Source organism: Streptomyces sp. NPDC045778 (assembly GCF_056431945.1).
In genome coordinates, this window is the sequence record NZ_JBWKJZ010000007.1 from 131,169 (window position 1) to 146,765 (window position 15,597).

General features: G+C 76.8%; 11 protein-coding genes. 5 read left to right on the forward strand and 6 right to left on the reverse strand.

The window, feature by feature from the left end; translation table 11 throughout:
* The first annotated feature begins 3 nt into the window (after positions 1 to 3).
* The gene (locus AC07GB_RS11550) at positions 4 to 2,085 is read left to right on the forward strand and encodes a hypothetical protein (protein WP_478844014.1); all 2,082 of its coding nucleotides are present in this window, start codon (positions 4 to 6) and stop codon (positions 2,083 to 2,085) included.
* On the opposite strand, the gene AC07GB_RS11555 is transcribed toward AC07GB_RS11550, so the two are convergent.
* The 4 genes from AC07GB_RS11555 to AC07GB_RS11570 all read right to left on the reverse strand — a co-directional run bounded on the left by AC07GB_RS11555 (position 2,082) and on the right by AC07GB_RS11570 (position 7,576).
* Positions 2,082 to 3,434, reverse strand: coding sequence for a protein kinase domain-containing protein (locus tag AC07GB_RS11555; protein WP_478844016.1), 1,353 nt, complete (start codon positions 3,432 to 3,434; stop codon positions 2,082 to 2,084). The genes AC07GB_RS11550 and AC07GB_RS11555 overlap by 4 nt on opposite strands.
* 18 nt (positions 3,435 to 3,452) lie before the next feature.
* On the reverse strand, positions 3,453 to 4,358 hold the full coding sequence (locus tag AC07GB_RS11560; RefSeq protein ID WP_478844018.1) for a protein phosphatase 2C domain-containing protein: 906 nt from the start codon (positions 4,356 to 4,358) through the stop codon (positions 3,453 to 3,455).
* Entirely contained in the window at positions 4,355 to 5,014 is a 660-nt protein-coding gene (locus AC07GB_RS11565) for a vWA domain-containing protein (RefSeq protein ID WP_478844298.1), read from the reverse strand. The genes AC07GB_RS11560 and AC07GB_RS11565 overlap by 4 nt, the downstream gene beginning before the upstream one ends.
* Positions 5,015 to 5,164: 150 nt before the next feature.
* Positions 5,165 to 7,576, reverse strand: coding sequence for a GTPase-associated protein 1-related protein (locus tag AC07GB_RS11570; RefSeq protein WP_478844020.1), 2,412 nt, complete (start codon positions 7,574 to 7,576; stop codon positions 5,165 to 5,167).
* Between the two features lie 169 nt (positions 7,577 to 7,745).
* Here AC07GB_RS11570 and AC07GB_RS11575 point away from each other — a divergent pair, with 169 nt between their 5' ends.
* From AC07GB_RS11575 to AC07GB_RS11590, 4 genes are all read left to right on the forward strand, one after another.
* A complete protein-coding gene (locus AC07GB_RS11575; protein WP_478844022.1) occupies positions 7,746 to 8,915 on the forward strand; it encodes an alpha/beta fold hydrolase in 1,170 nt (389 codons plus the stop codon).
* A 137-nt stretch (positions 8,916 to 9,052) separates the two neighbouring features.
* Positions 9,053 to 10,300, forward strand: coding sequence for a cytochrome P450 (locus AC07GB_RS11580; RefSeq protein WP_478844024.1), 1,248 nt, complete (start codon positions 9,053 to 9,055; stop codon positions 10,298 to 10,300).
* A gap of 81 nt (positions 10,301 to 10,381) precedes the next feature.
* Positions 10,382 to 11,632, forward strand: coding sequence for a DUF1266 domain-containing protein (locus AC07GB_RS11585; protein WP_478844026.1), 1,251 nt, complete (start codon positions 10,382 to 10,384; stop codon positions 11,630 to 11,632).
* A 133-nt stretch (positions 11,633 to 11,765) separates the two neighbouring features.
* Positions 11,766 to 13,928, forward strand: coding sequence for an ATP-binding protein (locus tag AC07GB_RS11590; RefSeq protein WP_478844028.1), 2,163 nt, complete (start codon positions 11,766 to 11,768; stop codon positions 13,926 to 13,928).
* Here the strand turns inward: AC07GB_RS11590 and AC07GB_RS11595 are convergent.
* Together AC07GB_RS11595 and AC07GB_RS11600 are read right to left on the reverse strand one after the other, a co-directional pair.
* Positions 13,866 to 14,279: a hypothetical protein gene (locus AC07GB_RS11595; RefSeq protein ID WP_478844030.1), complete on the reverse strand. Its 414-nt coding sequence runs from the start codon at positions 14,277 to 14,279 to the stop codon at positions 13,866 to 13,868. The genes AC07GB_RS11590 and AC07GB_RS11595 overlap by 63 nt on opposite strands.
* Positions 14,276 to 15,532 carry a hypothetical protein gene (locus AC07GB_RS11600; protein WP_478844032.1) on the reverse strand — a complete coding sequence of 419 codons (1,257 nt, stop codon included), beginning with the start codon at positions 15,530 to 15,532 and terminating at the stop codon, positions 14,276 to 14,278. The genes AC07GB_RS11595 and AC07GB_RS11600 overlap by 4 nt, the downstream gene beginning before the upstream one ends.
* Positions 15,533 to 15,597 lie beyond the last annotated feature (65 nt).

The window sequence follows — 15,597 nt, forward strand, 5'->3', positions numbered from 1 at the left end:
CGCGTGGCGAAGAGCTGGCGGCCCGGTGTCCGGGCCACGGGCACCGACACGCTGCCACCGCTGCCCGCGCTCCCCGAGTTCCCCGGCATGCGCGGCTATGCCGCGCTGCGCGCCGCCGTCCGCGACCTGGGGTTCCAGCACGCCGCGGGACTGCTGCGCGAACCCGCCCGGCGGCGCGCGGCCGCCGGTGTCTTCGGCACCCTGCCGCAGGCGGAGACCGACGACGGCTTCCGCGTCCTGGACGGCCTGTGGTTCCCCGCCCGCGGCGGCCTGTGGCAGCGCGTGGACGTGCCGTACGTCCGGCAGGCCCGGCTCGCCTGGGAGACGTCCGCCGACTCGCGCGCCCTCACCGCGGCGGCCGTCGTGGACACCCTGGAGACCCTCGCCCGCGACGACCCGATGGGCCTGCGCCGGGTGGTGCTGTGGGAGCTGTGCTGCCTGCTCAAGGACCGCGAGCCGGAGCACGGACGCGCCCGGGGCGCGAGCCCCGCGACCACCGCCGACGACGTGGCCGCGCTCGGCGTGCACCGCAGCGAGGCCCGGCTGCTCGCCGCCGCCGTCGACGCCGGCTTCCCGGCCGACGGGCCGGTGCGCCGGGCCGCCGAGACCGTCAACGACGTCTGGCCGGGGCTCCGCCTCCGCGCCGCCGAGCGCGTGGCCGCCCCGCTCCCGGCGCAGCCGCGCGACCACGTCCTCGCGCGTCTGCTCGGCTCGCTGCGGGCCCGCTCCGCCGCCGTGGCCCGGCTCGCGGCGCGGGCGCGCGCCCTGGAGGAGCGCGGCGACTGGCGCGCCGCCGCCCTCGCGTGGCTCGACGCGCTGCGGCAGGCCGAGGACGCCCCGGAGACCCGCACGGGCCTGCTGCGCGCCGCCACCGCCCTGGCCGACGCCACCGCCGTGCCCGGCCGCGCCCCCACCACGGTGGCCGTCGACGACCTGCGCGTCCGTCTGACCTGGCGGCCACCCCGGGTCAGCACCACCGTGACGTACCAGGTGCTGCGCTTCCCGGACGGCGCGCCGGAGCGTGCCACCGAACTCCCCGGCCCTGCGACGGGGTTGACCGCCGAGGACGCCCGGGCGCCGCTGGGCCTCTCCCTGCGCTACGCGGTCGTCCCGCTGCGCGGCGGCCGGGTGATCGGGGTGCCGCTCGTCACCGCCCCGGTCCTCGTCGCCCCGGACGTCTCCGACCTGTCGGCCGTGCCCGTGCCCGACGGCGTACGCCTGCGCTGGCGCCCCCACCCGGCGGCGACCGCCGTCCGCGTGCGGCGCTCGGCGGACGGCGGCGCCCCGCACACCCTCGTGCCGGGCGAGCCCGATCGCCTCCTGGACGTGCCGCTACCGGTGGGGACGTACGTGTACGAGGTCAGCTGCGGCTATCCGGGCGGCGGCACCGTCTGGTCGCCGGGGGTGCGCGTCACCGCCCGGGTCGAGGAGTGGCCCGCGCCGGTCACGGAGCTGACCGCCCACCGCGCGGGCGACCGGGTGCGGCTCGCCTGGAGCGCCCCGGAGCGGGGCGACAGCGTGCTGGTGCCGTGGTCCGCGGGCCCGGTGGCGCCGGGCGCGGACGTGTCGGCCCGGTTCGCGGCGCTCGGCCCCGCACCGGCCCCCGCACGGGAACTGGACGTGGCGGCGGAGCCCGGGCGGCGCCTGCGTCTCACCGCGGTGAGCACCCTCGGCGAGCGCGCGGTGGCCGGGCCGAGCGTCGTCGTCGAACACCCGCGCCACATCAGCGATGTGACGGTACGACGGCTCGGCGCGGGCCGGGCCGAGGTGCGCTTCACCTGGCCGGAGCCCGCCGTGCTCGCGCGGGTGGCCTGGGACGACGGGGTGCGCCGCGAGGAGCGGAGCGTGGCCCGCAGCACGCACCTGGCCGGGGGCGGGCAGGTCACCGTCTCCGTGCCCGAGACCGCGTGCGCCGTGACGGTCACGCCGCTGCCGCGCCCGGACGCCGTGGCCGTCCCGGCACCGCCCGCCCGGGTCACCCTGCCCGCCGCGCCACCGCCACCACCGCCCCCGCCGCCCGCGCGCAGGCCGTGGTGGCACCGCTTCCTGCGGCGCCGTACGGCCGGTGCGGCGGGCGGGCCCTAGTCCTTGACCTCGGCCTCCGCGCCGCCCCCGAACTCCAGGAGCAGCCCCGGCTGGAGGCCGATGGTGCGGCCCGGCTCCACGTCCAGGACGGCGCCGTCCCGCTTGCGGGCCGTCCAGGTGCTCCGGGTGCGGTTGGTCAGGCCGAACCGGCCGCGCTGCTGCGGGTGTTCGGTGACCTCGCCGACGACCGCCCGGAAGTCGTGGCGCTCCGGGTCGCCGTCCAGGTGGTGGGCGTAGAGGCGGGCACTCGGGTCCAGGCGGATGCCGCGCCGGGTGCGCAGTGTGGTGCCGGTGGCGGTGACCAGCTCCAGGCGGGGCGGCAGCTGGAGCGGCTTGCCGCACTTCCAGCAGTCCGGCGGCGCCCCGTCGGGCTGGGTGAGGTTCTGCTTGCCGCAGCCGCGGCACTGCGTGATGGCGTCGAGGACCTGGCTGAGCGCGTCCCGCCACTGCGTCTCGCGCACGCGCCGCGCCGGGCTGCGCAGCCCGTCCGTGAAGGTCTGCACGAACAGGTCCCGCAGGATCCGCGGCAGGGCCGCCCAGGTGGCGATGACGGTCGGCTGTTCCCCCACCACCGGGCGGTTGCGGGTGTCCTCGGGGTCGTACACGAAGACCGGGTCGGTGCCGTACAGCTTGCGCTTGGCGGACTCGCCCATGCAGTGGATGCGCATGGCGAGGGCGCCGTTGAAGGGGTGGTCGTTCATCAGGAGCAGGAACAGGAGCACCGCGAGCGAGTGCAGGTCGGTCTGGGTGCCGGGCTGCGCGCCCTTGTCGCCGCGCACCAGCTCCGGCGCCATGAAGTCCATGGTCCCCGCGACTCCGGCGAGGGCGCCCTCCACGACGGCGTTGTCGTTGTCGCACACCAGGACGTCACCGGTGCGCGGGTCGAAGAAGATGTTGCCCCAGTTGATGTCGCGGTAGGCGATGCCCTTGGAGTGCAGCGCGCGGTAGGCCTCGACGGTGTGCAGGGCCACCGTCACCAGGGTGCGCATGGTGGCGTCCTTGACGGACGGGTCGCGGCGGAACAGCGCGGGCAGGTCCTGGAAGCGCGCCGGGCGCACGTCCATGAGGTAGCCGAAGCCGGGCTCCTTGCCGTCCGGGTCCATCACGATGGACCGCGGCCACAGGAAGCGGTCGTCGTCCCACCCCTTCTCGATGAGCCCTTCCAGGATGTGCCGCTGGCGGGCGTCGGCGAGCTGCGGGTAGTACCACTTCACGGCGCGGTCCCCGGAGGCCGTCGTGACGCGGTAGACCTCGCCCTGGCCGCCGGAGCCGAACAGCTCCGCGACCGTGACGCGCTCCCCCGACTCGGCCACCAGTTTCTTCCCGCGGGCGAGCATGCCGTTGCTCATGCTGGGGTCCCCGTTCCTTCACTCATGCGGTTCGTGTCCTCCTGTGGCGTCACTCGTGTCGTACCGGCCGCCGAACGCCCCGACGAGGGTCGTGTCGTCACCCGAGTACTTCGCCGCCCGTGCCAGCCAGTCCGCCAGCTGGCCCTGCACCGCCGCCACGCCGTGCTCGGCGGCCCGCTCGCGCACCCCGGTGGCGAAGTCCAGGAAGCCCTGGTGGTCGGCGAAGCTCTTCGACAGGCCGTCGGTGGAGAGCAGCACGGCGGGCGGCGGGCCGCCGGTGATGGGCTGCCAGTGCGTACGGGTCTTGCGCCACGGCTCCGGCTCGCACAGCGAGTCGGTCTCGTCGCCGAGGTCGGGGCCGCTGGACAGCGGGGTGTGCGGCACGCCGCCGTCGTCCACGAGGACTATGTCCCCGTCGCCCAACTGCCAGCACACCAGGGTGTGTTCGGTCAGGACGGCGCCGAGCAGCGTACTGCCGTACGCGGCCAGGTCCGGCGTTCCCCGGCCGCGCGCCCGCCGGCGGGCGGCGGCTCGCTGGGCGGGGGCGGCCCCCCGCGCGGGCGTGTTGCTGTCGTGGAACAGCGCGCGCCGGTGCCAGCGGTGCCCGACCGCCTGCGGCAGGAGCCGGGCCTCGGCCCGCAGCCCGGGCCAGGCGGCGGCGTCCGCGCCGACCCGCACGGCCTCGTGCGCGAAGGCCTCCGCGCACGCCGTGAACTCCTCGACGGCCCAGCGGGCCCCCAGGTCGCTGCGGAAGTGCGCGGCCGAGCCGTGGCCGTCGGCGACCGTGAGGACGACGGCGCGTCCGTCCGCGGTGGCCCGCGCGGCCCGGCGGTCCTGGCTGTACTTCTTGCCCACGCCCTTGACCCCGCCGCTGAGGAGCGCCCAGCGGACGTCCGTGGCAGGGCTCGTCCCCTCGGCGGTCACCAGATGTCGGCTTCGCCCTCGCCCTTGGTCAGCGGCGGGCCGAGGGGCGTCGCGGGCTTGGCGTCCTCGACCTTGGGCGTCGAGGCGTCCTTGACGACCGCCGTGGACATCCAGCGGATGGCGGCGGCGAGCTGGCGCGGGTTCTTGGCCTGGAGCGGCTCCAGCTCGGGGTTGGCGAGGAACTCCTTGAGCATGCTCTTGTCCGCGTCGTCGCCGATGGCCACGGCGACGCGCACGGCCCGCTTGCCCCAGGGCGTGCTGTCGATGGCGCGCAGGCCCGCCCGCCAGTCGTCGGTGGGCTGCCCGTCCGAGGCGAGCGCGAGCACGGGCGGCAGCGCGCGCTGCGGCATCGGCGGCGTCTGGAGCGCCCCCGCGGCGAGCTTGAAGGCGGCGCCCATGTCCGTACCGCCGTACGTGTGGACGTCCTCCCAGGAGAAGCTGTTCACCGGGGTCGGCTCGCTGACGTGCCAGCTGGCGCCGCTGGCGAAGGAGATGGCGCGGACGAGGAGCGAGGCGGCGGGGTTGGAGTCGGCGGCCTGCTGCATCTCCGGGATGGCCTCGCGGATGGCGAAGTTCAGCTGGCCGATCTTGCCGTTGACGCTCATGGAGCCCGAGCAGTCGAGCATCCAGATGAAGTGGACGGGGCGGCTGGCCATGGAGCCGCCCGGGAAGTTGTCGACGATCTCGGTGGTGCTGTCACTGCTGTGGTCGGCTTGTTTCACGCTGGCCCTCTCCAGGGGGATCGGTCGGTACGTAGGGACGCCGGGGCGCCGGTCGCCGGTTTCGCCCCGGGGTGCGCCCGGCGGTCAGCGGGCGCGGAAGCTGTTGCGCCAGGCGGTCCACTCGCGGACGCGGTCCATGCCCTGGCGGTCGAGCATGGCGTCGGCCACGTCGGAGAGCTGCCGGTCGTCCAGGCGGACCGTGACGGGCCCGAGGATCTCGTCGAGCAGCTCGGCGGCGACGCGCTGCCAGTCGTGGCTGATGCCGCGGCGCTCGCGGTGGCGCCACAGGTAGTAGTAGGCGGCGACCTCGGTGGGCCGCAGCGGGAGTTCGCGCTCCAGCTGGCTCCTTCTGTCCTCGTCGAGCATGTACGCCCGGTAGGGGCCGAGGAGTTCGGGCCCGGCGCCGGTCAGCCGTGCGAACACGGGCGAGCGGGCGAGCTGGTCGGCGTCCGCGCGGGCCAGGGCGCGGGCGAGGAGCCGGAACGCGCCGCGCCGCACGGTGACGCCGAGGTCGCCCGCGTCCGCGCACAGCGCGTCGAAGCGGCCGAGGCCCTGCCGCAGCGCCTTGGTGCCGTCGGCGAGGTCCTGGGCGAGCACGAGCAGCTCGGCGGTGGCCCGGTCCCGCCGGGGCAGATGCGTCTCGTGCAGCAGGTCGGCGGCGAAGGAGACAAGTTCCCTGTCCACCCCGTCCGGGGCGGCGAGCAGGCCCGTCATCCGCATGCCGTACCCGGCGGTGACGAGCAGCCGCATCGTGCAGGTGCGGGCCACCCACGACAGCTCGCCCGGGGCGGGGCAGGAGCTGCCCCAGACCAGCCACCACATCTGCCGCAGCGTCTCGGCGTCGGTGACCCGGCGGCGCGGCAGGACCTCGGTCAGCTTCGCGAACAGCTCCATGCCGCGAAGGCCGGCGCCGCCCGCCCGCCAGCGGGCGGCGGCCTCGGCGAGGCGCAGGGGCAGCGGCGCGTCCTCGTCGAGGGCCCGCCGCAGCCAGTCGCCGTACGGCGAGTCGGCGAGTTCCGCGATCAGGTCGAGGCGGCGCGGGTGCGGGTCGTCGGCGAGCCGGCGCAGGACGCGGCGGGTCAGCGGCTCGCTGCCGACGGCGTCGAGGACCCGCACGGCGGGCGCCCGGTCGACTCCCGAGGGGTCGCGCAGGGCGCGGGCGAGCTTGTCGGCGGCCTCGCCGACGCCGCGCCCGTCGTCGGCGCCGACGGCGAGGGCCAGGCGCAGTGGCTCGGCCCAGGTGTCGACGGGGTCGCGCAGGGCGCGCCGCAGCGCCTTGTCGGCGTCGCCTCCGTACTCGCCGCGCAGGGCCCGCTCGGCCGCGGCGTCGAGCGGCAACTCGGCGCAGACGGCGGCGAGTTCGCCCGGTAGATCTGCGGGGCGTGCGGTGCCGAGCCGGTGCCGGGCGAGGGCGAGCGCGAGGGGGGCCGCGGCGGCGGGGTCGTGGGCGTGCAGGTCGCGGCAGAGGGCGAGGAGTTCGGCGGGGCCGGCGCCGTCGTCGGCCGCGTCCGCGTCCGCGTCCGCGTCCGTGACGAGGGTGACGAGGCTCTTCACGGTCTCGCGCAGGCTCTCGCCGTCGAGCCCGGCAAGCTCACGGCCGGTGAGGAGTCCGGCGCGCAGCATGCGCGGCACGAGCGGGCCGGTCGCGAAGGGGTCGGCGGCGCCGGTCCGGGGCAGCGGTTCCCCGGCGAGCCAGAGGCGGGCCGTCCAGGTGGCCCAGGTGTCCGCGCGGGGCGGGCTGCCGGGCCCGCCGAGGCCGTCGTGGACGCGGTAGAGGTGGTCGAGCGTGGTGGGGTCGCAGCGGTCGAAGTCGGCGTCGGGTCCGATGCCGACGATGTGCTGCGGGGCGCGGCCCGGGTCGGCGGCGCCGGTGGTGAACGTCAGCGAGGGCACGTAGGCGGCGGGCAGCGAGGCGCAGGCCAGCGCGATCCAGCGGGCGACGGCCTCGGGTCTCTCCTCGGCCACGACCAGCTGCCGTCCCGCGGGGTCGTCGAAGAGGCGGCGTACGTCGGCGAGGAAGGGGGCGACGCGGGGTTCGTGGGCGCGGGCGAAGGCGACCAGCTCGTCGTGGCCGAGGGCGCCGGGCCCGTCCCGGCCGGGCCCGGCGGGCCCGTCGCGCGCGGGGTCGTGGTCCTTCTCCGCCTCCCACCAGGTGATCGGCCACGCCGCGGAGAACCGGGCCGTCGTGTCGGCCTCGGTCAGGTGGTAGGCCGCCACGCCGCCTTCCGGAGCCGTGGCGCACAGCAGGCTGCCGCCGTCCGGCAGCCTGCTGTAACTGAGGCCGTGTCCGTCGCCCGAGGGGCCGTGGCTCCGGGTGTGCCCGGTGCCGATGGCCAGTTCGGCCCACTCCTGGAGCTGCCGCTGTTCCTCGTGCGCGGCCTCGCCGGCGTGCGCCGACAGCGCTGACGGGGGCGCGGACACGGGGACGGGGATCAACCGGACGGCTCCGGTGACCGGCTCCTCGGCGAGCCGGTAGCTGAGGCGGCGGATGGCCATGCCACATTCTGACCACCCGGGGACGCCCCTCGCAGGCGGTCGGGCAACTTCGCGCCACCAGGGGTGAATCCGGCCGCCCCGGCACCGCCGCGCGGGCCCCGCGGGACGCCGTGCGGGGCGGGCGGCGGCACCCTTGCGCGGCCCGGGTTTCGCGGCCATGGTGACGGGCGTGACCTCCTTCACGCTGCCTCATGACCTGGTGGGCGAAGGCCCGCACAAAGTGATCGCCGTGCACGGGTGGTTCGCCGACCGGTCGGCGTACGCGCCGCTCCTCGCCGACCTGGACACGGGGGCCTTCGAGTTCGCCGTGGTGGACCTGCGCGGCTACGGCGAGGCGCGGGACACGCCCGGGGCGTTCACGACCGCCGAGGCCGCCGCCGACGTCGTGGCCCTCGCGGACCGCCTCGGCTGGGAGCGGTTCTCGCTGGTCGGGCACTCGATGGGCGGCGGCGTGGCGCAGCACGTCCTGGCCGACGCGCCGGACCGGGTGCGCAGGATCGTCGGGGTCTCGCCGGTGCCCGCCTCGGGCGTCCCGATGCCGCCTCAGGCACGGGAGCTGTTCGAGTCGGCCGGGCACGCGGCGGACAGCCGGCGGGCGATCGTCGACCTCACGACGGGTGGCCGGCGCCCGGCGGCGTGGGTACGCCGCGTGGTGGACCGGTCCTTCGCGCGCAGCGACGCCAAGGCGTTCCGGGTCTGGCTCGACTCCTGGTCGGGCCACGACTTCCAGGACCGCGTGACGGGTTCGCCGGTGCCCGCGCTCGCCGTGGTCGGGGCCCTCGACCCGGCCCTCTCGGCGGACGTCATGCGGCAGACCTGGCTGCCCGCCTTCCCGCACGGCACGCTCGTTGAGCTGACGGGCGTGGGGCACTACGCCATGGACGAGGCACCGCTCGACCTGATCCGCGTCATGGAGGACTTCCTGCGGGCGGACGACGACACGGCGGAGACGGGCGGCACGGGCGTGGACGCGGCGGGCCCGGGCGCGGCGAGCCCGGGCACGGCGGAGGCGGGCCGCACGAGCGCGGACGCGGCGGACGCGGGCACGGCGGAGGCGGGCCGCACGGGCGTGGACGCGGCGGACGCGGGCACGGCGGAGGCGGGCCGCACGAGCGCGGACGCGGCGGACGCGGGCACGGCGAGCCCGGGCACGGCGGAGACGGGCCGCACGAGCGCGGACGCGGCGGACGCGGGCACGGCGAGCCCGGGCACGGCGGAGACGGGCCGCACGGGCATGGACGCGGCGGACGCGGGCACGGCGGACGCGGGCCGTACGAGCGCGGGCACGGCGGAGACGGGCCGTACGAGCGCGGGCACGGCGGACGCCAGCGGCGCGTGACCCCTGATCCGCCTGCGGCCCCCGAGTGGCCCACGGCTCCCGATCCGCCCGCGGCTCCCGAGCGGGCCCGCGCGCCGGAAGGCCCCGCGCCTGCGGGCCACGGACCAGCAAGGCCCGCGCCGCGCGGCCGCGGAGCCGTGCAGGTCCCGGACGTCTTCGACCCGCGCCTGTACGCGCGCGCGGTGCCGTACGACCGCTACCGCGTCCTGCGCGACCACCACCCGGTGGCCTGGCAGGAGGAGCCGCCGGTGCTCGGCTGGCCCGCGGGCCCCGGCTTCTGGGCGGTCACGCGGCACGCGGACGTGACGACGGTGCTCAAGGACGCGGCGGCGTACTCCTCCCGCCTGGGCGCCACGCAGATCCGCGACCCGGACCCGGACGACCTGCCGTTCATCCGCCGCATGATGCTCAATCAGGACCCTCCGGACCACGGCGGGCCGCGCCGTCTGGTCAGCCGGGCGTTCACGCCGCGCCGGGTGGCCCGGTTCGAGGCGCTGGCCCGGCGGCGGGCGCGCTCGCTGCTCGCCGGGGCCGTCGCCGAAGCCCGCGCCGGGGACGGCGGGTGCGACGTCGTCGCGGCGGTCACCGACGACTACGCGGTCCTCAACCTCGCCGACCTGCTCGGCGTGCCCGCCTCCGACCGGCACCTGCTCCTGGACTGGACGCGGCGCGTCATCGGCTACCAGGACCCGGACGAGGCGGGCGAGCCGGTCGTCGGCGCGGACGGGCGGCCGGTGAACCCGCGCTCCCCCGCCATGCTCCGCGACATGTTCGCGTACGCCACCGAACTCGCGGCGTACAAGCGGCGCCACCCGGGCGACGACGTCCTCACCACCCTCGCCACGACCCCCGAAGTGAGCGCGCCCGAGCTGGAGATGTGCTTCTTCCTGCTCACGGTCGCGGGCAACGACACCGTGCGCGCCGCCGCGCCCGGCGGGCTGCTCGCCCTCGCCGAACACCCGGACGAACAGCGCCGTCTGCGCACGGGCGAGGCCCCGGTGGCCGGGGCGGTGGAGGAGCTGCTGCGCTGGCACCCGCCGGTGCTGAGCTTCCGCCGCACCGCCGCGCGCGACACCGAGCTGTCCGGCACACCGATCCGGCGCGGCGACAAGGTGGTCGTCCTCCACGCCGCGGCCCACCGCGACGAGCGCGCCTTCACCGACCCCGACCGGCTCGACCTGACCCGGTCCCCGAACCCGCACGTGGCGTTCGGCGACGGCCCGCACGTCTGCCTGGGCGCGCACTTCGCCCGGCTGCAACTTTCGGTCCTGTACGAGGAGTTGCTCACGGCCACCTCGGCCGTCGCACTCGCCGCGCCGCCCGCGCGCCTGGTCTCGCACTTCATCAACGGCCTCAAGTCGCTGCGCCTGACGCTCACCGGCTGACAAGGCCCCCATGGGCCGGCTCACCAGGGCCGGGATACCGTGCGACGAAGATCATCCCGAACACGGAAGCGAGAGCCGGGCATGCACGCGGCAGCCGAAGACGAGTACCACGACGAGGTGTTCCCCGCCGTCCCGGCCCCGGCGGACGGCTCGCCCTGGCAGGCGCCCGCCGACCTGGAGGAGCACCTGTACGAGCTGGCCCTCGCGGACGACGGCTACACCTACCTGCGGGCCCTCGCCGTCGAGGGCGTCTACCGGCCCGTGCCGCTCACCGACCTCGCCGCGCGGCCCGACGCGCCGCCCCTGTTCAGCGTCGAGGTGCCCGACGGCCGCCGGGTCGCGCAGGTCTACACGGCGGGCCTGCTGCCGCGCCCGCACCCCGACCTCGTCTACGAGTACGTGACGCTCGGCACCCTCGCCGCCGCCTGGCCCGACGACGCCGACGTCCTGGTGGTCAACGCCCGGACTCCGTGCGAGCAGTACTTCCTGACCACGGACGAGGAGCGGCAGGTGTGGGCCGACCTGCACGAGGCGCACCACCGCCCGGGCCGTACCGGCGACCGCGTCGAGACCCGGCGCACCGGCGCCCCCGGGCCCGGCCCGCTCCTGCACGGCCTGGCCTGCGGCGCCCACCTCTGCTACGCCAACGGCGACGCCTGGAACACCCTCGACTGGCACGGCGCGGGGTACAGCAACGAGGTGGCGCGCCTTGAGGAGTGGTGGGGCGTGCGCGACCGCGAGGAGTGGCAGGCCGTGCAGCGGCGCCTGCTCGACCGCGAAGTGAGCCCCTGGTACTGGGACTTCGTCCTGGACGCCCGCACCGCCCTCGGCACGCCGGTGGACCCGGACCTGTGGCGCCAGTGCGTGGAGGTGACCCTGCGGGACCGCGTGGTGGCGACGAGCGGGCCCGGCACGCCGCACCGCCCCGGCGACGACCCGGACCTCGACCAGTTCGTGGCCGCCCTGCGCGCGCTCGTCGGCAAGGTCCTGCGGTACGAGGCCCGCTTCCGCGCCGACGGTCTGCTGCCCGCCGACGGCCAGGTGCGCACCGTCGCCGCCTGGGACATCGGCCGCGCCTCCAAGATGGCCCGCTGGGGCCGCGGCGCCCGCTACGCCACCCAGGCCGAACTCGCATCGGCCCTGACGGAGGCCTCCCGCGCGGCGCGGTCGGCGTACGCCTCCTGGGAGGAGTTCTCCGCGGGCTATGTCCTCGGCCGCTGTCTGCACTTCGACGAGGAGGAGTTCGGCAGCTGGTACACCACGGTCCTGCGGGCCCACCGCGCCCTGACGACGGACCCGGACAGCCCGTGGCTGACGGTGGCGTTCTCCTGATCGTGCCGGGCGTCGTCTTTCGGCCGCGTCGAAGAGACGTGCGCCTCACTCACGGGTACCGGGCACGCGTACGGAAAGCATGTTCCCCAGAGGTCGGCTCAGGCAGAGCGCAAGCGCGGCCGGAGGGGGTTCGGTGCGGGGGCAGGAGCAGGGCGGCCACAACGAGTTGAGCGGGACGGTGCACGGACCCGTGCTCCAGGCGGGGACCGTATACGGCGGCATCCACGTCCAGGCCGCTCCCCAGGCGCCGCTGCCGCGCACGCCGTGGCAGCTGCCGCCGACGGGCCGGATCACCGACCGCGCGGCCGAACTCGACCTCCTGGAGGGCCGGCGGCTGCGGGCCGGGCGCGCGGGCCACCGCACGCTCGTCGCGGTCAGCGGCCTCGGCGGCGTCGGCAAGACGGCCCTCACCCTGGCGTGGCTGCACACCCTGCGCGCGTCCTGCCCCGACGGGCAGCTGTACGCCGACCTCGGAGCCCAGGCCCCGGGCGGGCCCGCGGACCCGGCCGAGGTCATCGGCCACTTCGTGCGCGCGCTCGGGGTGCCCGCCGCGCAGGTGCCCGCCGCGCTCGCCGAGCGGGCCGCGCTGTACCGCTCGCTGACCGCGGGCCTGCGCCTCGCGGTGCTCCTGGACGACGCCGTGTCGGCCGCGCAGGTGCGGCCGCTGCTGCCCGGTGGGCAGAGCGTGACGGCGGTGACCAGCCGCTGGCGCATGCCAGGCCTGACCGTCGACGGCTGCCACACCGTGCAGTTGGAGCCGCTCGGCCTGGACGCCGGGGTCGAGCTGCTCGCCGAGACGCTCGCCGACGACCGGGTGGACGCGCAGCCGGAGCAGGCCCGTGCGCTGGTCGAGCTGTGCGCGGGCCTGCCGCTCGCGGTGCGGGTGGCGGGGGCGCGGCTCGCGGCCCGGCCCCGGCGCGGGATCACCACGATGGTGCGGGCGCTGGCCGAGGAGCACGACCGTCTGGAGGAGCTGGCCATCGAGGGCGACCACAACGTACGCGCGACGCTCGACGTCACCTACCAGGAGCTGCCGCCGGGCGCCGCGCGGCTCTACCGCCTGCTCGGGCTGCACCCGGGCACCGAGTTCGGCGACGCGGTGGCGGTCGCCGCGCTCGCCCGGGACGGGGAGGCCGAGGCGGCGGGCCGGGCGCGGGCGCTCGCCCTGCTCGACCTGCTCCACGAGGCGAACCTCCTCATCGACGCCGACGAGGACCGCCACCGCTTCCACGACCTCGTACGCCTGCACGCGGCCCGGAAGGCCGCGCTCGACGAGCCGCCCGGCGAGCGCGCGGCGGCGCTGCGCCGGATCGCCGACCACTACCTGGCCACCGCGACCCGGGCCGAGGAGGCCGTCGACCCGCAGCACCGGACGATGGCCCGCGACCACGGTCCGGGCCCGGTGGTCACGGCGGACTTCGGCGAGGGCCCGGAGGCGGCCCTGGACTGGCAGGAGCGCGAACTGCCGAACCTGATGGCGGTGATCCGGCTGGGCCGCACGCACTTCCCGACGGTCAGCTGGCAGCTCGCGGACGCGCTCTGGCCGCTGTTCCTGCGCCGGAAGTTCTACGAGCAGTGGCACACCGCCCACGAGGAGGGCCTCGCCGCGGCCGAGGAGCTGGGCGACACGGCGGCGCAGTGCCGGATGCTGACCTCCGGCGGCGTGGGCGAGCTGGGCAGGGGCCGGCACGAGCGGGCCCTGGAGATGTTCGAGCGGGCGGCACGGCAGTTCCAGGCCGACGACGACGCCCTCGGCCACGCCCGCACGCTCAACTACCGCGGCCTGGCCCACCAGCGCATCGGCCGCCTGGACGAGGCGACCCGCTATTTCACGCGCGCGGCCCGCGAGCTGCCCCGGTGCGGCGACGTCCGGGCGGGCGGCCTGGCCCGGCTCAACCTCGCCGACGTGGCCCTCGCCCGGGGCCACCACCGCGAGGCCGCGGACCAGGCGGGGGCCGCGCACGCCACGCTGAGCGCGGCCGGCGACACGTACAACGCGGCCCGCGCGGCCATCCTCCTCGGCCGCGCCCACCTCGGCCTGGGGGAGACCGGACCCGCCGAGCGCCACTTGACGGCGGCCCTGGCGAGCCTGCGGGCCATGGCGGCCGCGTACGAGACCGCGCGGGCCCTGCACGCGCTCGGCGCGCTCGCCGAGCACCGCCACGACACCGCCCGGGCCCGCGAGCGCTACGGCGAGGCCCTCGCCCTGTACGGCACCGCGGGCCGCGCCGGCTCAGCCGACGCGCAGCTCGCACGCGCGCGCCTGGACCGGCTCTCCGCCCCGGCCGACGAGTGACCCCGCCACCGGGGCGGGCAGCCCGCCCGCGAGACACGCGTGGGCGAGGGACGCCCGCGCACGCCAGTCCGCCGCCTCCGCGCGCCGCTCCCCCAGGCTCAGGGCGTATCCGCCCCGCCCCAGCCGGAGGTGGCAGGCGCGAGCGTCGCGCACGGCCACGACGAGGGCTCCCGGGTAGCGCGCCGCGAGGTCGGCCGCGTACCGGGGGGAGGCCGCTCGCGCGCACAGGACGTCGGCGAGCCGCGCCCACCGGTCCGGGGCAGGCAGCGTCACCCGCAGGTGCTCGTCCACGAAACCCCCCTCGGCGGGCGACAGATGAGGGAGCGTCACCCGCACCCTTTCCACCGTCATGAGACGACGCTGCCCGGCTCGTCGTACGTCAGGACACGCGGCAGCCGTGCCGGTTCCGTCGCCGGGAGCACGCACGGTGGCCGCAGCCGCAGCTTCCGGTAGAGCAGCGCCCGCATCCTCCGGGCGAACCGGCCCGGCTCGGAGGTGATGCGGGCGGCCACGCGCGCGTACGGCTCCGCGCGGTAGGCCGCCGCGGCCTGGCCCAGCTGGCGGCGCACCGAGCGGCCCGGGCGCAGCCGCGGCGCGAACGAGCCGAGTTCGGCCATCGGCGAGCCCGGGGCCACGTCGGCGTCCGGCAGGCAGGCGAGCAGCACGGGCGCTCCGGTCATGGCGCCGTACAGCGACACGGACCCGTGGTCGCCCACGACGAAGTCGGCGGCGACGAGGGCGCCGACCCAGTCGGCGCGGTGGCTGACGACGGTGAGTCCGCGGCGGGCGAGGTCGGCGAGCCAGCAGCGGAGCTGCCACTCGCCGTGGGTGTGCCACACGTGCGGGTGCAGGAGCACCGCCACCCGGTACTCCGGGCCCGGCAGTTCGGACACCAGCGCCCCGAGCAGCTCCTGACCGCGGGCGCCGAGCAGCGAGGCCGGGCCCCAGGTGGAGCAGACCAGGACGAGCCGCTGGCAGGGCCGGGTGCGCAGGGCCTCCCGGTACAGGGCGCGGGCGGGGCCGCTCGCGACGATCCGGTCGAAGCAGGGGTCGCCGACGACCTCGGCGACGGGCAGCGCCTCGGGGCACTCGCGGCGCAGGCGGTCCAGTTCGTCGCGGTGGGCGAGCACGATCGCCTCGGGGACCACCGCGCCGTCGCGGACGAGCCGCTGTCTGCTCAGCCCGTACACGCCGCGCGCGGCGACGGCCCGGCCGCGCGGGCCGCTGGGCACGACCTTGTTGTGCCCGGCGCCGTGCGGCAGGACGACCACGGGCGCGTGCAGTTCGTGCAGGCCCCCGTGGCCCGCCGCCACCGCCAGGTCGAAGGCGGTCTGCACGGCCTGGCCCCACGGCAGGACGACGCCTCGGAGTTCGGCGAGGAAGTCCGCCACGCCCGCGCTGAAGACGTCGGGCGCGGCGGTGAAGAACACCTGCACCCGCCAGTCGCCCTCGAAGAGGCGGACCGTGTCGAGGAGCCGGCGCCCGGACGTCACCGTGTGCACCACGGCGAGTACGCGTCTGCGCACCCGGCGCGTGGCCCAGCGGTCGACGTCCAGGCGCACCGGCACCGGTAGTCCGTGTGCTTCCAGCATGGTCACACTCATCGCTGTGGATCCCCCGGCTTCTGTCTTTCCCGGCGGGCGGGCAGCGCCGCCCGCCGGAACGGGTC